The organism is Intrasporangium flavum, assembly GCF_001956915.1.
GTDB classification, from domain to species: domain Bacteria; phylum Actinomycetota; class Actinomycetes; order Actinomycetales; family Dermatophilaceae; genus Monashia; species Monashia flava.
The window spans coordinates 1-18,719 of record NZ_MLJO01000024.1 but is presented as its reverse complement, the minus strand read 5'-3'; the positions used below and the strand labels follow the sequence as shown (position 1 = coordinate 18,719).

General features: G+C 73.2%; 21 protein-coding genes. 14 read left to right on the top strand and 7 right to left on the bottom strand.

All coding sequences use genetic code 11. The features are described 5' to 3' along the window. Positions 1-15: 15 nt before the first annotated feature. A complete protein-coding gene (locus BIV28_RS16765; protein WP_076263679.1) occupies positions 16-636 on the bottom strand; it encodes a GNAT family N-acetyltransferase in 621 nt (206 codons plus the stop codon). 69 nt (positions 637-705) lie between these two features. Further along, a complete protein-coding gene (locus BIV28_RS16760) occupies positions 706-1,608 on the bottom strand; it encodes an NAD-dependent epimerase/dehydratase family protein (RefSeq protein WP_076263678.1) in 903 nt (300 codons plus the stop codon). 139 nt (positions 1,609-1,747) lie between these two features. Between BIV28_RS16760 and BIV28_RS16755 the strand changes: the two genes are divergently transcribed. Then, positions 1,748-3,046 (top strand): threonine/serine exporter family protein, encoded by a 1,299-nt coding sequence (locus BIV28_RS16755; protein WP_207556053.1) that lies wholly within the window; start codon positions 1,748-1,750, stop codon positions 3,044-3,046. Between the two features lie 248 nt (positions 3,047-3,294). Next, positions 3,295-4,110 (top strand): GTPase, encoded by an 816-nt coding sequence (locus BIV28_RS16750; protein ID WP_076263677.1) that lies wholly within the window; start codon positions 3,295-3,297, stop codon positions 4,108-4,110. A 61-nt stretch (positions 4,111-4,171) separates the two neighbouring features. Here BIV28_RS16750 and pdxR read toward each other — a convergent pair whose 3' ends face one another. Beyond that, positions 4,172-5,629, bottom strand: a complete 1,458-nt coding sequence (gene pdxR / locus BIV28_RS16745) for a MocR-like pyridoxine biosynthesis transcription factor PdxR (protein WP_076263676.1) — start codon at positions 5,627-5,629, stop codon at positions 4,172-4,174. A 46-nt stretch (positions 5,630-5,675) separates the two neighbouring features. On the opposite strand from pdxR, the gene BIV28_RS16740 reads away from it, so the two are divergent. The 5 genes from BIV28_RS16740 to BIV28_RS16720 all read left to right on the top strand — a co-directional run bounded on the left by BIV28_RS16740 (position 5,676) and on the right by BIV28_RS16720 (position 8,846). Continuing rightward, positions 5,676-6,926: an MFS transporter gene (locus BIV28_RS16740; protein ID WP_076263675.1), complete on the top strand. Its 1,251-nt coding sequence runs from the start codon at positions 5,676-5,678 to the stop codon at positions 6,924-6,926. An 11-nt stretch (positions 6,927-6,937) separates the two neighbouring features. Then, positions 6,938-7,504, top strand: a complete 567-nt coding sequence (locus BIV28_RS16735) for a dihydrofolate reductase family protein (protein WP_076263674.1) — start codon at positions 6,938-6,940, stop codon at positions 7,502-7,504. 123 nt (positions 7,505-7,627) lie between these two features. Then, positions 7,628-7,945 (top strand): ArsR/SmtB family transcription factor, encoded by a 318-nt coding sequence (locus BIV28_RS16730; protein WP_076263673.1) that lies wholly within the window; start codon positions 7,628-7,630, stop codon positions 7,943-7,945. Further along, positions 7,942-8,466: an SRPBCC family protein gene (locus BIV28_RS16725; RefSeq protein ID WP_076263672.1), complete on the top strand. Its 525-nt coding sequence runs from the start codon at positions 7,942-7,944 to the stop codon at positions 8,464-8,466. The genes BIV28_RS16730 and BIV28_RS16725 overlap by 4 nt, the downstream gene beginning before the upstream one ends. Then, positions 8,466-8,846 (top strand): VOC family protein, encoded by a 381-nt coding sequence (locus BIV28_RS16720; protein ID WP_076263671.1) that lies wholly within the window; start codon positions 8,466-8,468, stop codon positions 8,844-8,846. Before BIV28_RS16725 ends, BIV28_RS16720 begins: the two co-directional genes overlap by 1 nt. A 12-nt stretch (positions 8,847-8,858) precedes the next feature. Here BIV28_RS16720 and BIV28_RS16715 read toward each other — a convergent pair whose 3' ends face one another. Both BIV28_RS16715 and BIV28_RS16710 read right to left on the bottom strand, forming a co-directional pair. Continuing rightward, positions 8,859-10,493 (bottom strand): sulfatase family protein, encoded by a 1,635-nt coding sequence (locus tag BIV28_RS16715; protein WP_076263670.1) that lies wholly within the window; start codon positions 10,491-10,493, stop codon positions 8,859-8,861. 139 nt (positions 10,494-10,632) lie between these two features. Further along, entirely contained in the window at positions 10,633-11,547 is a 915-nt protein-coding gene (locus BIV28_RS16710; protein WP_083707445.1) for a helix-turn-helix domain-containing protein, read from the bottom strand. A gap of 112 nt (positions 11,548-11,659) precedes the next feature. Here BIV28_RS16710 and BIV28_RS16705 point away from each other — a divergent pair, with 112 nt between their 5' ends. The 4 genes from BIV28_RS16705 (at position 11,660) to BIV28_RS20085 (ending at position 14,716) form a co-directional block, all read left to right on the top strand. Continuing rightward, entirely contained in the window at positions 11,660-13,117 is a 1,458-nt protein-coding gene (locus tag BIV28_RS16705; protein WP_076263668.1) for an MFS transporter, read from the top strand. Then, complete coding sequence (locus tag BIV28_RS16700) at positions 13,114-13,521, top strand: (R)-mandelonitrile lyase (protein ID WP_076263667.1); 408 nt, start codon at positions 13,114-13,116, stop codon at positions 13,519-13,521. The genes BIV28_RS16705 and BIV28_RS16700 overlap by 4 nt, the downstream gene beginning before the upstream one ends. A 71-nt stretch (positions 13,522-13,592) precedes the next feature. After that, positions 13,593-14,447, top strand: a complete 855-nt coding sequence (locus BIV28_RS16695) for an aldo/keto reductase (RefSeq protein ID WP_076263666.1) — start codon at positions 13,593-13,595, stop codon at positions 14,445-14,447. Positions 14,448-14,563: 116 nt separating this feature from the next. Further along, the gene (locus BIV28_RS20085; RefSeq protein WP_207556050.1) at positions 14,564-14,716 is read left to right on the top strand and encodes a hypothetical protein; all 153 of its coding nucleotides are present in this window, start codon (positions 14,564-14,566) and stop codon (positions 14,714-14,716) included. A gap of 44 nt (positions 14,717-14,760) precedes the next feature. On the opposite strand, the gene BIV28_RS16690 is transcribed toward BIV28_RS20085, so the two are convergent. Further along, positions 14,761-15,330: an AAA family ATPase gene (locus BIV28_RS16690; protein WP_076263665.1), complete on the bottom strand. Its 570-nt coding sequence runs from the start codon at positions 15,328-15,330 to the stop codon at positions 14,761-14,763. Further along, positions 15,327-16,196 (bottom strand): alpha/beta hydrolase, encoded by an 870-nt coding sequence (locus BIV28_RS16685; RefSeq protein WP_076263664.1) that lies wholly within the window; start codon positions 16,194-16,196, stop codon positions 15,327-15,329. The genes BIV28_RS16690 and BIV28_RS16685 overlap by 4 nt, the downstream gene beginning before the upstream one ends. Positions 16,197-16,433: 237 nt before the next feature. Between BIV28_RS16685 and BIV28_RS16680 the strand changes: the two genes are divergently transcribed. The 3 genes from BIV28_RS16680 to BIV28_RS16670 all read left to right on the top strand — a co-directional run bounded on the left by BIV28_RS16680 (position 16,434) and on the right by BIV28_RS16670 (position 18,660). Beyond that, positions 16,434-16,877, top strand: a complete 444-nt coding sequence (locus tag BIV28_RS16680) for a hypothetical protein (protein WP_076263663.1) — start codon at positions 16,434-16,436, stop codon at positions 16,875-16,877. Between the two features lie 228 nt (positions 16,878-17,105). Continuing rightward, positions 17,106-17,891: a CHRD domain-containing protein gene (locus BIV28_RS16675; RefSeq protein WP_076263662.1), complete on the top strand. Its 786-nt coding sequence runs from the start codon at positions 17,106-17,108 to the stop codon at positions 17,889-17,891. A 25-nt stretch (positions 17,892-17,916) separates the two neighbouring features. Then, on the top strand, positions 17,917-18,660 hold the full coding sequence (locus tag BIV28_RS16670; protein WP_076263661.1) for a sortase domain-containing protein: 744 nt from the start codon (positions 17,917-17,919) through the stop codon (positions 18,658-18,660). Positions 18,661-18,719: the final 59 nt, after the last annotated feature.

The following is an 18,719-nucleotide window of genomic DNA, read 5'->3' as shown; positions in this document are numbered from 1 at the left end:
CGGCGTCCGACGCGGTCAGGCGGGGTGCGCGTCCGGGGTCGTCGCGCCCAGCCGGTGGCGGACCACCCTGCGGCGCAACGTGGGTGAGGCCTCGACCTCGAAGCCGGCGGCAAGGAAGACCTGGAGCAGCCCGACGGACGCCTCGTCCCAGATCACGGTCTTTCCCGGCACCGGCTCCGTCGGGTAGCCCTCGAGCACATGGGCGCCGACCTTCGTGCCGTACTCGACGGTGGCCGCGGCGAGCTCGTACATCAGGCCCTGCCGGCGGAACCCCGGGCGCACGACGAAGCAGGTGACCGACCAGACGCCGTCGAGGTCGGGGTCCATCCGCATCCACGCCTTCTGCCGGGCCCAGATCCTCGGGTAGTTCTCGCGCGGCTCGACGGCGACCCAGCCGGCCGGCTCGCCGTCGACGTAGCCGATGAGGCCGGAGGTCGAACTGCTCGAGCCGCTCGTGCCGCAGCCGGATTGCTCCAGCAGGGCCTCGTCGCGCTCCTCCTGCGTGGTGTCGCGCCAGATCCAGCCCGGAACCTTGAGTGCCTGGCACCGGCACTTCCGAGCGCCACCGGCATCGAACACGGCCTCGAGGTCCTCGCACGTCGCCTCGTTGGCCGACCGCCAGTTGAACTCGGGCACGTCGCGAGCGTAGACGCGCGTCGACGCGTGTGGCGCCGCGCGACCCGCCGAATCCGGGCGGCGCGGGGCTCAGGCGTCGTGCCCGGGGTCCCGGAGGACCTCGCGCCACGAGTGCTGGGGCGAGAAGCCGAGCAGGTCGCGGGCCTTGTCGATGGAGTAGAAGGTCTCGTCGCGCCCCATCGGCCGGCGCAGCTCGACGCCCTCGTAGAAGCGCTCGCGAACCTCGTCGGTCGTGGCGGCTACGGACATGTCGGCGTTGGCCACGTTGAAGACCTCGTAGCCGAGCCCGTCGACCTCGAGGCAGCGCTGCACCATCTGGCCGAGGTCGCGGGCGTCGATGTAGGCGAAGACGTTCCGACGCCGTAGCGCCGGGTCGGCGAGGAACGGCGGGAACATCTCGGCGTACTCGTGCGGCTCGATGACGTTGTTGATCCGCAGCCCGTACACGTCGGCGCCGGTGCGGGCCTGGAACGAGCGCGCCGTCACCTCGTTCGCGACCTTCGACATCGCGTACGAGTCCTCCGGGACCGTGGGGTGCTCCTCGTCGACCGGCACGTAGAGCGGCCGCCGCTCGCCCTGCGCGAAGCAGATGCCGTACGTCGTCTCCGACGACGCGAAGACCACCTTTCGGATGCCGAGCCGGGTCGCCGCCTCGAGCACGTTGTAGGTGCTGAGGACGTTCGTCGCGTACGTCTTGGCGTCCGACGTGAGCAGGATCCGCGGGACCGCGGCGAAGTGCACGACCGCGTCGTAGGCGGGCTTTGCCTCGAGCTCCAGCTCGTCGAAGCGCGCGAGCCCGGCCAGGGCCGAGTACGTCTCGCCGATGTCGGTGAGATCGACGGTCAGGTCGTCGACGGCCGGGTGCCCGAGCGGCACGTGGTCGGCGTTGGTGACCTGGTGGCCCTGCTCGGCGAGGAACGGCGCGACGTGCCTGCCGGCCTTGCCGCTGCCTCCGGTGAAGAAGATGCGCATGCCTCGATCCAACCACCGGCGTAGCACGCCGGGGCTCGAGCCCGCCGGGCGAGCGGGACCGACGACCCGGCCCACGGCCCTGACATGATGGCCGCATGGAGGGACCTGCGGCCGCGCGCGAAGGCGGGCACGCCGCGTCGTGACGCTCCCAGCCGGCCAGCCCGACGCCGGCCAGCCCGACGCCGAGCGAGCCGACCCGGACCGCGAGACCGAGACCCGCGCCCTGCTGGCCGAGCTCGGCACCGCCATGATCGCCACCGGCCAGCCGGTCCAGGAGATCGAGGAGGAGCTCGCCGAGGTGAGCGTCCGGCTCGGGTACCCCGACGTCCAGTCGGCGGTCGGGCCCACCGGCCTGATGGTCACCCTGACGCCGGGCGGCCCGACCACCTACCGGTCCGCGCCCGCCGGGCTGCGGCTGCACCAGGCGGCGAGCGTGCGCCTCATCCGCCACCAGCTCCTCCACGACGAGCTGACCGTCGCCGAGGCCCGCACCGAGCTGGCGGCCACGACGACGCGTCCGGTGCAGCAGTCGCCCTGGCTCGTCGCGCTCGCGTGGCCCGTGCTCGCCGTCGGCATCGCGCTCATCCTCCAGCCGGGCTGGGCCAACATCGCCGCCGCGGCGGTGGGCGCCCTCATCGTCCTCGGGCTCGTCCACCTCGCCGAGCGCTACGAGGTGGTCAAGGCGCTGATGCCGACGCTCGCCGCGTTCGTCGTGTCGCTCGCCGTGTTCGGGGCCGCGAACGCCGGCCTGCTCGAGGGACCGCTGCGCACCGTCCTGCCGCCGCTGGCCGTCCTGCTCCCGGGCGCCCTCGTCGTCAACGGCATGTCGGAGCTCGCGGCCGGGCACATGCAGGCCGGCTCCGCCCGTCTCACCTACGGGCTCGCCCAGCTCGGCCTCTTCGCCCTCGGGCTGCTCATGGCCACGGCCCTGCTGCGCATCCCCACCGAGACCCTCGTCAACCTCCGCGTCGACGAGATCGGCTGGGCCGGCGCGCCCGTCGGGCTGCTGCTCGTCGGCGCGAGCATCTGCCTCATGGAAGGGGTGCCGCTGCGCCTGCAGGGCTGGGTGCTGCTCGTGCTGGCCCTCGCCTTCGGCGCGCAGGTCGCAGGGCAGGAGCTCGGCTCGGTCGCGCTCGGCGGCTTCTTCGGCGCCATCGCCGCGAGCCTCGGCGCGAGCGTCGTCGAGCTGCGCCGTCCCCTGTTGCCCCGCCTCGTGCTCTTCCTGCCCGCCTTCTGGCTGCTCGTGCCGGGCAGCCTCGGCCTCGTCGGGGTTACCGAGCTCGCCGCCGGCCGCGAGTCGGTCACCGACGTCGCGCTCGGCCTGCTCGGGGTGGCCATCGCGATCTCGCTGGGCCTGCTCGTCGGGTCCTCCGTCGGCCGTGCCCTGCGCGGACGCTTCGCCCTCCCCGTCGACCCTGCGGCACCCGGGCACGCCTGAGCCCGCCGGCACCCCGGGGCACGCCGCCTGGGCTGCGGGACGCGTCGGGGCGCGCGGGACGCGTCGCTGCGCTGGACGCGTCGGGCCGCGGGACGCCGTGGCGTCGGTGGGTACGTGAGGACGTGTCCCGCCGCACGGGGCCACCGGGGACAGAACGGACCCGACGGCACCGCAGTGCACACGAGGACCCCCGGACCGTAGGCTCGTGGGGCCAACTGGCACCTGAACCACCACGCCGAGGAGGCACCGTGTCCCAGACGTCATCGCGGATCCGGACGATCCTGCCGCCATCGAGCCGCGCTGCCCTGCCCGCCATCGGGGCGACCGTCGCCGGGGGAGTGCTGACCGCGCTGGCCTCGGCTCCCGACAAGCTGGGCCGGCTCATGCGCGACCGCTACCCGATGGTGGCGGTGACGGGCATGACCGGCGTCGGCAAGAGCCAGCTCGTCGACCGGCTGACACGACGCGCCACCGACGAGGCGCTGTCGGAGGTGGGGTCGGCGGTGATGGAGCGTCGCACCCGCCGCGGCTCGAAGCTGCACGGCTTCCGCTTCCTCGTCGTGCCGGGCGACAACGCCGCCACGCGCCTCGGCGCCCTCGACGAGGTCTTCCACGACGAGCCGGTCGACGGCGTCATCCACGTCGTCGCCAACGGCTACGCCACCCCCCGACGCGCCGCGGGCACGACCGGCGCCGCCACCGCGTCGCGCGAGGAGCAGCTCGCCGCCGAGCTCGAGGACTGGACGATCACCTCGCACCGGATCGCCTCGATGGCCGTGCGCCGCTACAAGCCGATCTGGCTCGTCATCGCAGTGACGAAGACCGACCTCTACCCGCACGACATCGAGCAGGTCGTGCGCTACTACTCGCCGGGCAGCGGCTCGCCGTTCGCCGCCAAGATCGACGCGCTGCGGGCCCTCGCCGGCGGCGCGAAGCTGTCCATCGACGTGCTCGCCGTTTCGAGCCAGGGCGGCGACCGCAAGGCGCCGATCTCCGAGAAGCGCGCCTCGGCCATGGTCGACGCCCTCGCCGACCGGCTGGGTCGGCTCAGCGGCCACGCCTGAGAGACCACCCCGACACCGCGAGTGGTGGGCACGGCGCGTCTTGCCCCCGGGACCCACAGCGTCAGAGCCACGACCGGATGCTGCCGATGCCCTCGGCGATGGCGCGGGGCCCGGTGTTGCCGAAGCCGATGACGAGCTGCCCCGGGGTGGTGGCGCCGGTGGAGCGATAGCGACTCATGCCCTCGACGCCGACCCCGTGCTCGCGGGCCCGTGCCACGACGCGTTCCTCCGGCGACCCGTCGGGAAGGTGGGCCACGGCGTGGAACCCGGCCGCCAACCCGGTGAGGCGCAGCTCGGGCGCGTGGGTCTCGACGGCCGCGACGAGGGACTGTCGGCGTCTGGCGTACTCGGCCCGCATGCGTCGCAGGTGCCGGTCGTAGCGACCCGACTCCATGAGCACCGCGAGGGCGAGCTGGTCGATCGTCGGCGTGCCCCGGTCGACCGTGCGCCGGACCGCCGCGACGGGGTCGACGAGCGAGGGCGGGAGGACCACCCAGCCGAGGCGAAGCGCCGGCGCCAGTGACTTGCTCACCGTGCCGATCGAGACGACGCGGTGCGGGTCGAGGCCCTGCAGCGACCCGACCGGCTCACGGTCGTAACGGAACTCGGAGTCGTACTCGTCCTCGACGACGACGGCGTCGCGGCGACGGGCCCAGGCGAGCAGCTCGTGCCGGCGACCGGGCGACAGCACGACGCCGGTGGGCCACTGGTGGGCCGGCGTGACGACGACGACGCGGGCGCCGGTGCGGTCGAGGGCTTCGACGTCGATGCCCTCCGCGTCGACCGGCACCGGGACGCAGTCGCCGTGCGCCGACCGGGCTGCCGCCGTCACGGTGCCGACCGAGCCGGGGTCCTCGACGGCCACGAGCCGCCGCCCGGACGCCGCGAGCGCCTGGAGGACGACCGTGAGGCCCTGCTGGTAGCCGGCGCAGACCATGATCCGGGCCGCGCTCGCGTCGGTGGCCCGGACACGGCGCAGGTAGGACGCGAGGACCTCGCGCAGCCCGTCGTCGCCGAGGACGTCGCCGTAGTCGAAGGCGGCCGACGGGGCGGTCCGGCACGCCTCGCGGACCGCCCACGCCCAGTCCTCCCGCGGCACCAGGCCGAGGTCGGGCAGGCCCGCCTGGAAGTCGGCCACGAGCCGCGGGGCCGACGCGGGAAGGGAGCCCGGCCCCACGCGTCCGGCCGGTCCGACGCGTCCGCCCGGTGCGGCGGACGGTTGCTCGGTTCGCTCGTCGGCCCGCGTCGACACCGACGCGACGCGGGTCGCCGAGCCGGGCCGGGAGACGAGGTAGCCCTCGGCCACGAGCTGCTCGTAGCACTCCTGCACGATCCCGCGCGACAGGCCGAGGTGCTCGGCGAGGGCCCTCGAGGACGGCATGCGCTCGCCGGCGGCGAGGCGACCGGCGCGGATCGCGTCGCGGAGCTGCAGCTCGAGCTGGGCCCGCAACGGCGCCGGCGCGTCGCGGTCGACGGTGAGCAGCACCTCCGGTGCCGAACTGGACCACTCGACGGCCATGCAACCGGACTGTAACAGCGGTCCGGTGGCTCCTAGCGTCGTCGGCATGAGCCCGCTGATCTCCCGCCCCCTCGCCGTCCGCCTCGTGTCGGTCGTGGCCTGCGCCGTCGGCTTCTACCTGCCGCTGTCGGTCATCCCGATGTTCGCCGACGCGCACGGCGCGGCGGCTGCCGCGGGGCTGGCCAACGGGGCCCTGCTCGGGGCCACGGTCGCCGCGGAGCTGTCCACCCCGCGCCTCGTCGAGCGGGTCGGGCACCGGTGGGCGCTCACCCTGGGGCTCGTCCTGCTCGGCACGCCGGCCCTGCTCCTGCTCACACCCCTGGGCGCGTCCGTCGGCGCCACCTTGGTCGTCAACGCGGTGCGCGGCGTCGGCTTCGCCATCGCCGTCGTGTCCGGCGGCGCGCTCACCGCGGCCCTGCTCCCGGCCGACCGACGCGGGGAGGGCCTCGCGCTCGTCGGGCTGGTCGGCGGCGTGCCGTCGCTGCTCGCCCTGCCCTTCGGCACCTGGGCGGCCGACCACTGGGGCTACGGCGCCGTGTTCGTCCTCACCGCGGTGGTGCCCCTGGTCGGGGTCGCGAGCGTGCCGGGCCTGCCGCCGGGGCTCGGGCGGCGCCCGTCGGCAAAGACGTCGTCGAGCCGGTCGTCGAGCCTGTCGCCGACCGGCGCGGACCCCAGCGGCGTCGTCGGAGTGGTGGCCGGCCTGCGCGACCGGCGGCTGGTCCGGCCCGCCACGGTCTTCGCCACCTCGGCATCGGCCGCCGGCGTCCTCGTCACGTACCTGCCGCTCGCCGTCGGCGACCGTGCGGGATGGGTGGTCCCCACGGCACTGCTGGCCCAGCCCGCGGCCTCGACCGTCGCCCGCTGGTGGGCCGGACGCCTCGGCGACCGCGTCGGTCAGGCACGGCTGCTCGTGCCGGGCGTCGCGCTCTCGGCCGCCGGGATGGCAGCGATCGCGGCCACCGGGTCGGGCGTTGCCGTCGTCGCCGGTGCGGCCGTCTTCGGCGCCGGCTTCGGCGTCCTGCAGAACGCGTCGCTCGCGCTCATGTACGCGCGGGTGCCCACCGACGCCTATGCCGCCGTCAGCGCCATCTGGAACGGCGCCTACGACCTCGGCATGGGCCTCGGCGCCGTCGCCGTCGGTGCCCTCGTGGCCTCGACCGGCTACGGCGTCGCGTTCCTCCTCGTGGCCGCCGCCATGCTCCCGGCGCTCGTCCTCGCCCGCCGCGAGGCGGGACCCGACGTGGTCGCCCGCCCGGTGACCGACGCCGTCCACGTTCCCGCACCGCTCAACAGCTGAGAGGCACCACCATGAACCGCATCATCGTCTGGATGCAGGCGTCCGCCGACGGCTTCACGTCGGGCCCTAACGGTGAGTTCGACTGGGCCGACGTGGGCACGGAGCTGCACACCCACTTCGTCACGACGCTGGCCGACGCCGGCCTCTTCGTCTACGGCAGAGAGGTTTTCGACATGATGGCCTCGTTCTGGCCGATCGCCGACACCCTCCCCGACAGCACCCCGAACCAGATGGCCTACGCGCGCATCTGGCGGCCGATGCCGAAGGCCGTCCTGTCCACCACCCGCGAGACCGCCGGGTGGAACTCCACCGTGCTGCCCTCGACGCAGGGCCTGAGAGCCCTCGTCGATGACGCCGACGGTGATGCGTACGTCTTCGGCGGCTCACGCACCGTCGCGGCGCTCGAGGAGGCGGATCTCGTCGACGAGTACCAGGTCTTCGTCCACCCGGTCCTGCTCGGGGGAGGTGCGTCGTTCCACGCGGTCGACGGTCGCCGCGCGCTGCGGCTGGCCGAGGCTCGCACGTTCGACGGACGCGTCGTGGGCCTCCGTCACGTGCGCGAGCGCGACGCGTCCTGACTGGCGTCGCCTGCCCGGGGACGGCGCGCTCCGGCCGCACCATCGCCCGGAGCCGGGACGGCCGTGCGGGTCCTCGCAGTGTTTACCGTTGCGGGTAATTACCCAAGTAGGTACATTGGCGTCATGGATGCTGTGCTGCACGCGCTGGCCGACGAGAGCCGGCGCACGGTCCTGGAGATCCTCCGGGACCACCCCGCCACCTCGGGAGAGCTGGCCGACGCCCTGCCGATCGCGCGTCCGGGCGTGTCCCGGCACCTGCGCGTGCTGCGGGAGGCCGGCCTGGTCGAGGTGCGCCAGGACGCGCAGCGCAGGATCTACACCCTCCGCCCGGAGGCGCTCGTCGAGGTCGACGAGTGGCTGGGGGAGTACCGCCGGCTTTGGGAGAGCCGGCTCGATGCCCTGCACACCGAGATCGCCCGAGGAAAGAAGGCACGACGATGACCACCAGTGCGACGATGCGAGCGCTCGACGAGACCCGCGGCGCCGTCCGCGTCGAGGACCTGTACGACACCGACGTCGACGACCTGTGGCAGGCGTGCACGTCCCCCGAGCGGCTGGCCCGCTGGATCGCGCGGGTCGAGGGAGACCTGCGGGTCGGCGGCACCGTCGACCTCGTCTTCACGAGCAGCTGGACCGGCCCGGCCCGCGTCGAGCAGTGCGAGGCGCCCCACCACCTGCTGCTGACGACCGAACCGGGGACCGAGGACGAGGGACAGATCGAGGTCTGGCTCACCGAGGAGGGCTCCCGGACGCGCCTCGTGGTCGAGGAGCGCGGGCTGCCGCTGACGCACCTGCCGTTCCACGCCTCCGGCTGGCGCGTCCACCTCGAGGACCTCGGCCGGTCCCTCGAGCTCGGTGGCCCGGTGCACACGGACGGATGGGGCTCCGACGCCGGGGCGGCCGGCTGGAAGCGGCGCTGGGAAGAGCTCACGCCCAGCTACCAGCAGGCCGAGATCCACTGATGTCGAACCGGATCCGGCTCAGCGGCACGACGGTCAACGCGCCGGACGCGATCGCGCTCGCGCGGTTCTACGCCGAGATCACCGGCGGCGTCGCGACGGGCGACGAGCGCTGGGCGCTCGTCGAGGGCCCTGACGGTGACATCGGGTTCCAGCAGGTCGAGGAGTACCGGCCGCCCACGTGGCCGGGCGGGCAGGTCCGGATGCAGATGCACCTCGAGTTCTTCGTCGACGACCTCGAGGCCACTGGGGACCGGGTGCTGGCCGCCGGGGCCACCCGGTTCGAGCACCAGCCCAACGCCGACCACTCCTTCGTGTACGCCGACCCGGCCGGTCACCCGTTCTGCCTGTCGACGTGGGGCGAGCCGAAGGTCGGCGACTAGCGGCCACCCGCGTCAGGCGGCGCCGACCGAGTCCCCGCGCCAGCGGGGCGGTCCGAGCAGGACCGGGCGCTCGACCACCCACGCGCGGTCGTCGGCGCCGATCTCGGCGTCGATCAGGGCCTCGAGCCTGCTCGACAGCGACTCGACGAGGCCCTGGTGCGCGGGGTCGGAGGCGAGGTTGTGGGTCTCGCCGGGGTCGCTCTCGCGGTCGTACAGGACGACGTCGTTGTCCCGCACCAGCTCGGCCGCGCTGCGTGGCCGGTTCGGCTCGAGCGGTGAGAAGTAGCGGCCGAACGTGTACCGCTCGTCGGTCCACCCGCGCAGGAAGCCGCGCTTGCGCCAGTCGGGGCGCAGGTCACCCGACTGCACCCGGGCCGGCGCGTCGCCGCGGCCGAAGGCGCGCCAGAAGTCGGCGTCGAGGGTGAGCACCGACTCGACGGCCGTGAGGACGCCGTCGCGCACCCGGGCCGACGGGTCGTGCAGGACCGGCGCCAGGGACCGCCCGTGCAGGCCCGCGAACTCGGAGCGGAGACGGGTCGGGTCGACGCCGGCGAGCTCGAGGATCGTCGGCGCGAGGTCGACCGCGGAGCCGAGGGCGTGGCTGCGGCCACCACCTCGGACGTCGGGGTGCACGACGACGAGCGGCACGTGGAAGTTCTCGTCGTAGACCAGGTTGCCCTTCTGCCGCAGCCCGTGCGAGCCGGCCATCTCACCGTGGTCGGAGGTGAAGACGACGACCGTGCCGTCGGCCTGGCCCGACGCGGTGAGCGCGTCCAGGACGAGCGCGATGCTGCGGTCCACGTCGCGAATGCAGTTGAGGTAGAAGTTGATTCCCAGCCGCCACTGCTCCGGTGAGGTGATGCCGCCGAACATCGTGTCGGCCAGGCCGGCGTACTCCCGTACCGCCTGCGGCGCGCCCGACAGGTCGTCGCCGGCCGTCGCCGGCAGCTCGAGGTCCCACACCTTGTCGTACAGCGGCGTACCGGCGGGCGGGCGCACCTTGACGGCCTCGGCGAGGTTGGGCGGCGGGGCGATCGAGCGCCGGGTGCCGTAGTCGTAGCTCATGACGTCGTGCGGGTTGACGAAGTTGACGGCGAGGAACCACGGCTGGGACTGCGCCACGACCGGGGCCCGGTTGCGCAGCCACTTGACCGCCTGCCCGGCGATGACGGGGTCGATCTTGAGCCCCGCCCAGGCGCCGCCATCGATGTCGCCCCAGTCGTTGAACTCCGAGAAGCCGTACGGCTCGAGCTCGTCGACCGTCGTCGTCTGCTTCGTCGGCGAGAGGTAGGCGTTCGAGAGGTGCCACTTGCCCTGGTAGGAGGTGTAGTAGCCGGCCGAGCGCATCATCGTGCCGAGGGTGCCCAGGCCCGGGTCGAGTGGCCGGATGTACGGCATGTTGTCGTTGTCGTAGATCTGCGTGACCGGCACGTGCCGGCCGGTGTACATGACCGACCGCGAGGAGCTGCACATCGCCGAGGCCACGTAGTACCGGTCGAACGTCGTGCCTCTCTCGCGGAGCCAGTCCTGGGCGGGCAGGCTGAACCCCGGAGGTTTCGGCAGCGACCAGCGCTGCTCGTCCGTGGTGATGAGCAGGATGTTGGGGCGGCCCGCGGGCCCCCCCAGGCGCGGCGTGGACTCGGACACGACAACTCCTGTAGCGGCATGGCCCCGAGGGAGCGACGGCGCGGCCAGGCGCCGCCGACGGTCTTTCGACGATAAGCCCGCCGGTGACGCCCCGGGTCAGGACCCGGATTTCCGTCGGATACGCCCCGTTCGTGCGTCGTCAGGTGCTGGGGGCCGGGTCCTCGACCGGCGCAGAGAGCGCCGCCGGCGCCAGCTCGGTGGCGGCCCACGTGGCCAGCAGGCGCATCCGCTCCTCGTCAGGGGAGCCGGGCTCGGTCGTGTAGACGGTCATGGTGAGGCCGGGGTCGGCGGGCAGGTCCATCGCGTCGAAGGAGACGGCCAGCTCGCCGACGACGGGGTGGCGGAAGCGTTTGAGGCCGGTGCGGTGGCTGCGGACGTCGTGGTCGGCCCAGCGTCGGGCGAAGTTGTCGCTGCGGGTGCACAGCTCGCCGACGAGGTCGGTGAGCTGCCGGTCGTGGGGGCGGCGCCCGGCCTCGGCACGCAGCAGCTGGACGGCGGTGCTCTCGGACGCGTCGAGGTCCGGGAAGAAGTCGGGGCCGTTGGGGTCGAGGAAGTGGAACCGGGCGATGTTCGGCGGGGCGGTCGGCGTGGGCCGCGTGGGGCTGTCGAACACAGGGGAGTAGAGGGCCCGACCGAGCAGGTTGGCGGCCAGGATGTCGAGCCGTCCGTTGCGCACGAACGCGGCGGCCCCGGTCATGGCGTCGAGGACACGGTGCAGGGACGCGTGGACGGTTGCTGCGGGCGGCGGCTCGCGCCGGCCGCCGGCGGCGTTGGCGGCGCGCGCAAGGTCGAAGAGGTAGACGCGCTCGGCCTCGGTCAGCTGCAGGGCGCCGGCGACCGCATCGAGGACGCCGTCGGACACCCCGGAGAGGTTGCCCTTCTCGAGTCGGGTGTAGTGGTCGACGGAGACGCCGGCCAGGATGGCGACCTCCTCCCGGCGCAGCCCGGGGACGCGGCGCAGGCCGCCGTAGCGTCGGAGCCCGGCCTGCTCGGGGGTGATCTTGGCGCGGCGGCTGACGAGGAAGTCGCGCGCCTCCTGGCTTCTCCTGCTCACGGCTTCCACGCTACGGCGGCTCGAGGGCCGCCGAGGGTGCCGTGGGGGGTCGCGTCGTGACCCGGAACGACGCGGCCTGTTGCGCGGCCGGCGGCCCGGCTTGCATGGAGGCATGCCCGCCCCCGCCGTCACCGCCCCGGCCCCACCGACGCCCACGCGTCGGGCGGCTCGGCCGGCCACCGCGCTGGTCGCCGCCACGCTGGTGTTCTTCGTCATCACGCTCGACGCCGTCATCGTCAACGTCGCGCTGCCCCGGATCCGCGCCGAGCTCGGCGGTGGGATCGCGGGGCTGCAGTGGGTGGTGGACGGCTACACGCTGATGTTCGCCGCACTGCTGCTGTCGTCGGGTTCGCTCGCCGACCGGGTCGGTGCCAGGCGGACCCTGACGTACGGCATGGCGCTGTTCGTGCTCGCGTCGGCGGCGTGCGGCGCCGCACCCACCCTCGGGATGCTCGTGGCCGCGCGGTTCGTGCAGGGCGCGGCCGCCGCGGCGATGATGCCGGCCTCGATGGCGCTGCTCGGGCAGGCCTTCCCGAACCCGGTCGAGCGGGCGCGCGCGATCGCGATGTGGGCCATGGGCGGTGCCATCGCCTCCTCCGCCGGGCCGGTCCTGGGCGGTGTGCTCACCCTGGCGAGCTGGAGGCTGATCTTCCTCGTCAACGTGCCGGTCGGCGTCCTCGCCCTGCTGCTCATGGCCCGGACCGCGACCACCCGCCTCCACCGGGCCGCCTTCGACTGGGTGGGGCAGCTCACCGGCGTGCTGGCCATGGCCGGCCTGACCTTCGGCGTGATCGAGGCCGGCGACCGCGGCTTCACCGACCCACGCGTCGTGGTCGCGCTCGGCACCGCCGCGGTGGCCGGCGTCGCCTTCCTGCTCAGCCAGGCTCGCGTGGCACACCCGATGGTGCCGCTGGGCCTGTTCCGGGCGCGGAACGCGGCGACGCCCCTGGTCATCGGCTTCGCCTTCATGATCGGCTACTACGGCCTGCCGTTCGTGCTGAGCCTCTACCTCCAGCAGGTCCGGGCGCTGTCCCCGCTGGGGACCGGCGTCGTGTTCCTGCCGATGATGCTGGTCGGGCTGGTGCTCACGCCGTTCGCGCCGCGGATCGTGCAGCGCCTCGGCGCCCGGACGGTCATCGTCGCCGGGCTCGCGTCGATGGTGCTCGGGCTCTGCGCGCTCGCGTTCATCACCGCGACGACACCGCTACCCGTCGTGGCGGCGCTGATGGTCCTCGTCGGTGTGGCCGGACCGCTCGTCATGCCGCCGACCACCGCGATCCTGCTCGACACCGTTCCGCCCGGGCGCGGCGGTGTGGCCTCGGGCGTGTTCAACACCAGCCGCCAGGTCGGCGGGGCGCTCGCCGTCGCGGTCTTCGGGGCGCTGCTGGGCCACGGCACCTTCATGTCGGGGCTGCGGGCCAGCCTCCTGACCGCTGCAGTCGTCGCCCTGCTCACCGCGGCTGCCGCGACCGCCCTGCGGCCGGTCCGCCACCGGCACCACCACCAGCGCCACCACCGGCACCACCGCCACCACCGAATCCACCGAGAGACACCAGAGGAGACACCATGAAGTTCACCCAGAGCAGCGGCCAGACCGCGACCGGACCCGCGGACTGGTTCACCGGCACCGTCTACATCGACGGCGTCCGCACGCCCGACGACCAGTCCGCCGTCGGCTGCTCGCACGTCCGGTTCACCTCCGGAGCGCGAACCGCCTGGCACCACCACCCCAAGGGCCAGACCCTCTACGTCACCGACGGCATCGGCTACGTCGCGCGACGGGGTGGTGACGGCACGGTCGAGGTCCGCGAGATCCGCCCCGGCGACGTCGTCTACATCGAGCCGGGGGAGGAGCACTGGCACGGCGCCACCCCCGACCGGTTCATGGCCCACGTCGCCATCCAGGAGGCCGACGAGTCGGGGCAGGTCGTCACCTGGCTCGACCACGTCACCGACAGCGAGTACGGCGCCTGACGACCACGTTCGGCCCGCGTGCCGCGTCGGCACGCGAGCCACGAATCACCAAGGAACAGAAGGAAGAACCCATGATCCTCGACGAGACCTACACGCTGTCCAACGGCGTCACCGTCCCCAGGCTCGGCCTCGGCACCTGGTTCATCGACGACGACAGGGCCGCCCGAGCGGTCACCGACGCCGTCGCGGCCGGCTACCGAAACATCGACACGGCACAGGCCTACGGCAACGAACGCGGCGTCGGGGAAGGCATCCGCGCGAGCGGGATCCCGCGCGAGCAGCTGTTCGTGTCGACCAAGCTCGCGGCCGAAATAAAGAACTACGACGACGCTGCGGCCGCGATCGACGGTTCGCTCGCCACCCTGGGGCTCGACCACATCGACCTCATGCTCATCCACAGCCCGCAACCGTGGGACGACTTCCGCGGCGGCGACTACGCCGAGGGGAACCGCGAGGCGTGGCGCGCGCTGGAGGACGCCTACCGGGCGGGCAAGCTCCGGTCGATCGGCGTCTCCAACTTCCAGCAGCGCGACCTCGAGAACATCCTGAGCGCCTGCACGGTGAGGCCGCACGTGAACCAGCTGCTCGTCCACGTGGGGAACACCCCGGCCGACCTGCTCGCCTACTGCAAGAGCCAGGACATCCTCGTCGAGGCGTACTCGCCCATCGCGCACGGTGAGATCCTCAAGAGCCCGGACGTCGCGGCGATCGCCGACCGCTACTCGGTGACCGTGCCCCAGCTGTGCATCCGCTACACCCTCCAGCTGGGCACCGTGTCCCTGCCCAAGACGGCGGACCCCGATCACCTGCGGGACAACGCCCGCGTCGACTTCGTCATCTCCGAAGGCGACATGGACGAGCTGCGCAGCCTGGTGTTCCAGGACTACGGCGACCACACAGCGTTTCCCGTCTACAGCGGCAAGTAGCGGCGCCGGGTCTTCATCGCAGTGTCGCCACGGACACAGACGCGCGTCGCGGGTGACGCGAGAGTGGGGCCCAGGACGCCGGAGCGGCGTGGCAGCGCAAACGAGAGGGGCCGGTCATGAGCCTTCGAAACTTCCCGTGCTGGATCCTCGGTCACATGTACAGGGTCAAGGCCGGCGACAAGGACATGCTGGTGTGCCAGCGGTGCGCCGCCCAGGAGCTGGCATGGCGCAAGCGCCTGAACGACAAGGCCACCAACCCGTGGGCCTGACCTGCGGGCTCGTACCTGCCGGCGGTCCGCGCCGGACGCTGCGGTCAGCAGGCCGCTCGCTCGTAGGCCTGGTCCACGATCCGGCGAGTGGTGGACTCCGCGTCGAGGCCTGAGGAGTCGAGCCACCACCCGAGGGACCTGAAGCCGTCCCACATGCTCGCTCGCAGCTGGGCGTGCCCGTCGAAGGCGAACTGCTCGACCGCCGGCCGCTGGAGGTTCCGTGCGACGCACGCCTCGGCCCCGGGGTCCAGGACCACGAGCCGAAGGCGCGAACCGAACTGCGCTCGGTAGACCTCCAGCCGGTCGGCGTCGGGCACGATCCAGTCGATGACCGGCGTGAACCCGGCGTCGATGAAGTTGCCGGCCAGGGAGCAGAGGTTGTCGTTGACGAGCCTCACCTGGCGGGCGGCCTCCCGGGGCGGGTCACCGAGCGGCCACACGTAGCCGCCGACGACCATGCGCGCCACGGCGTCCCCGCTGATCAGCGCGGACCGGGACAGGGAGCGAGCGACGCTCTGGGCCACCGTGGTCTTGCCGGCTCCAGGGGCGCCGGTGACGAGCAGGCAGGCTCGGCCGCCGTCGAGCCGGCTCGAGGCGAGCCTGGCCGCGCTCACGCGCCGGAGCCCTGGGCGTCGGTCGCCCGGAAGGTCCAGCGGAGCGCGTCCGGGAGCAGGACACCGCCGTGGTTCGGGCTGTGGCCGCCGTCGCCGAGGACGAGCCGGAAGTCGTAGCCCGCCTCGGCGAGGGCTGCTGCCACGCGCAGGTTGTTGGCGAGCCAGTTCCAGTCGGGCTGGTCCCAGTACAGGTCACGGTGGCCGGCCTGCAGGAAGATCCGCAACGGCTTGGCGGGCGTGCTCGGGATGAGCTGCGGGTAGGGGTTGCCGCCGGGCATCTGGGCGAAGCTGGACAGGAAGGCGATGACCCGGCCGAACGCGTCCGGCCGGAGCCAGGCGGCGGTGAAGGCGCCGTTCCCTCCGCTGCTACCACCACAGATGGCCCGGTGGGCGGGGTCGGCGCTCAGGGCCCAGCGGGCTTCCACGAGGGGAAGGACCTCCGTGAGGAGGAAGGTCGCGTACCGGTCGTCGAAGGCGTCGTACTCGGCGTTGCGGTTCTTGCGCGCGTCGGGATCCTCGACGCCGGCGAAGACTCCCGGGTCGACGAACACGCCGATGGTCGGGGGCAGCGCGCCCGACGCGACGAGGTTGTCCAGCACGATCCCGGCCCGCACCTCACCGTCGGGATCGAGGTACCACCAGCCGTCCTGGAAGACGACGAGGTGCGCGGGCGTCGCGGCGTCGTGACCGGCCGGTGCGTGCACCCAGACGCGGCGTGACGTGCCGGGGTACACGGTGCTGCCCGGGAGGACGACCTCGACCGTCTCGCCGACGGGAACGCCCTCCTGGCGCTGGGAGTCCGGGCCGTGCGCGTACACGACGTCGGACTGGTCGACGGGCAGCGGTCGGTAGGCGACGGGTTCCACGGTCGCGACGGTAGGTGCAGCGCGGCCTGGGGCGCGAGACGTTTTCCGTCGGGTCGACGATCGGCGATCGCGGATGTTCCGCGGTGGGAGTGGAGATCGCCTGGGCTCGTCGAGGCCCGACGGCGTGCTCTACTGGCTCGGACTCGGGTGAGCGTGGTGATGGAGCAGTCGTGACCGCGAAGCCCCCTGCTGGTCGGCGGCGCGGGCTCACGATCGGCTCGAGGCGGGAGGGACGTGATGAGCAGCTCGGACCGCGACGTCCCCGTCAGGAGGAGCTCCGCCGGGGTCGTGATGCTCGATGTCGTGATCGTCCTCGCGCTGGGGTGGGTGCTCTGGGTCACCGTCGACGCAGAGGCCGAGAAGGTCGTTGCCGCGTCCGGTCACGGGCGCCCCGGGGTCATGGTCATCGAGGCCCTCCGGCCGGCCCGTGGTGCAGACATCCCGATCGGCACGTTCACCGAGGCCGACGGCACCAGCACCTCGCAGGTTGCCTGGCAGGACCGTCCGGCCGCCGTGGGTGACCGGCTGCAGGGAGTGCGCGTCGGGGACCGGGCGTGGGCGCCAGGCGTGCGGTTCGGCGTCTGGGACATCCTCGTATCGGCCACGGTGGCAGGCGTCCTGGTGTGGCGGGTGATCGTGCTGGTGCGCCACCGGCGCGGCCGACGGACATCCGACACCTAGGGCGCCCGGGCCGGTCGGTGTCGCGCGGAGGTCGCTGCGGACGTTCCCCGGCCCCGTCGGCGAGTCCTCGATCATCGCCGACTGCACCGCCGCTCCTGCTGACTTCTCGCACTCCCCAATCCCGATGGCGGCTCGCGGCGAACCCCAGAACGGAGACGGTCGATGACGACCCCCGTCTGAAGCAGAGAAGGATGGACGGCTGTGTCTCCTCTCAAGGAGGAAGAACAGATGCGCACCAGCACTACTCGCACTCGCACGACCCGGATCGCCGGCGCCGGCCTCGCTGCCGCTGCCGCCATGGCACTCTCGGTCGGTCCGGCCTTCGCGGCCGACGGATGGGTCAGCGCCAACCTCAGGCCCGTCCCGGGCAGTGAGGTCACCGGCTCCGGCACCGCCCAGGTGACGGTGACCGGCAACACGATCAAGGTCGAGATGGCCGCGCGGGGCCTGCTGCCCGACCAGCCCCACGCTGCCCACATCCACTTCGCGGCCGCGGCGCGGCACGAGTGCCCGACCATCAAGGACGACACGAGCGGTGACGGCACGATCAACACCACCGAGGGCGGCCCGGCCTACGGCGACATCGTCGTCTCGCTGACCAAGACCGGCGACACGAGCCCCAAGAGCGGCCTCGCGGTCGACCGTTTCAGCACCGCTCCAGGCGGCAGGATCAGCTACGAGCGCGGCAGCATCACCGTCTCCGACGGCGTCGCCGAGGCCATCGCCAAGGGCCAGTCTGTCGTCGTGATCCACGGCGTCGACCACAACCACGACGGCAAGTACTCCGGCAGCACCAAGAGCGACCTCGACCCGAAGCTGCCCACCGAGGCGACCGACCCGGCGCTGTGCGGGGCCCTGCACGTCGCCCCCGCCGGCGGGATGCACACCGGTGGCGGCCTGAGCGGCGCCCAGAACACCAACGGCGCGCTGCTGGCCGTCGGCGGCATCGCCCTGCTCGGCGCGGCCGGTTCCGGCGCGTTCGCCGCGCGTCGCTCGGCCAGGTCCCGCGGCTGACCAGCCCTCGACCCCAGAGCGTCCTGTGACCGATCCGGCACCCACGCCGTCGACGCCAGGCCGCCGCCTCACCACCGGTGTCGCGGCGGCCGTGGCGGCGACGGCCGTCCTGCTCGTCGGGGGGGTGGTCGCGCTCGTCCTTGGCCTGCGCGGAACGTCCCCCGACGCGGGCACGTCGGGCCCGCCGCCTCCTGCGGCCGGCCCGGCGACGCCCGGCACGAGCCTCCCCGGCACCGCCGGGACCCCGAGGCAGACGCAGACCTCGGCGGCCGGCCGGGGCGGCCCCTCCACCCAGGCTCCTGCGGCCCTCCCCGCGTCGGAACCGACGGCTCTGGAGATCCCGTCGATCGGGGTCCGGTCTCGCACGTTCGTGCCCCTGAGCGTGCAGCGAGACGGCACGATCTCGGTGCCCGGCACCGCCCAGGAGGTCGGGCTCTACCGCGACGGCCCGACCCCCGGCGAGCTCGGGCCCGCGGTGCTGGCCGCCCACGTCGACACCCCAGCCGGCGTTCCCGGGATCTTCGCCGACCTGCGTCGGGTCAAGACCGGCGACGTCGTCCGGGTCAGCCGCGGCGACGGTGCCCACCTCACCTTCATCGTCGAGCGGGTCGCCGCCTACCGGAAGACCGACTTCCCCACCGATCTCGTCTACAAGAGCGACTTCCGCCACGCGGAGCTCCGGCTCGTGACCTGCGGGGGGCCGACGGACAGCAGGAACGAGTACCGCGACAACGTCGTCGTGTTCGCCCGTCTGAGCCACGTCGACTGACCGAGGCCGGGGGAGCGGCTCGCCACCGCCGGCCGACGCCTGAGAGCCCTATGTCAAGC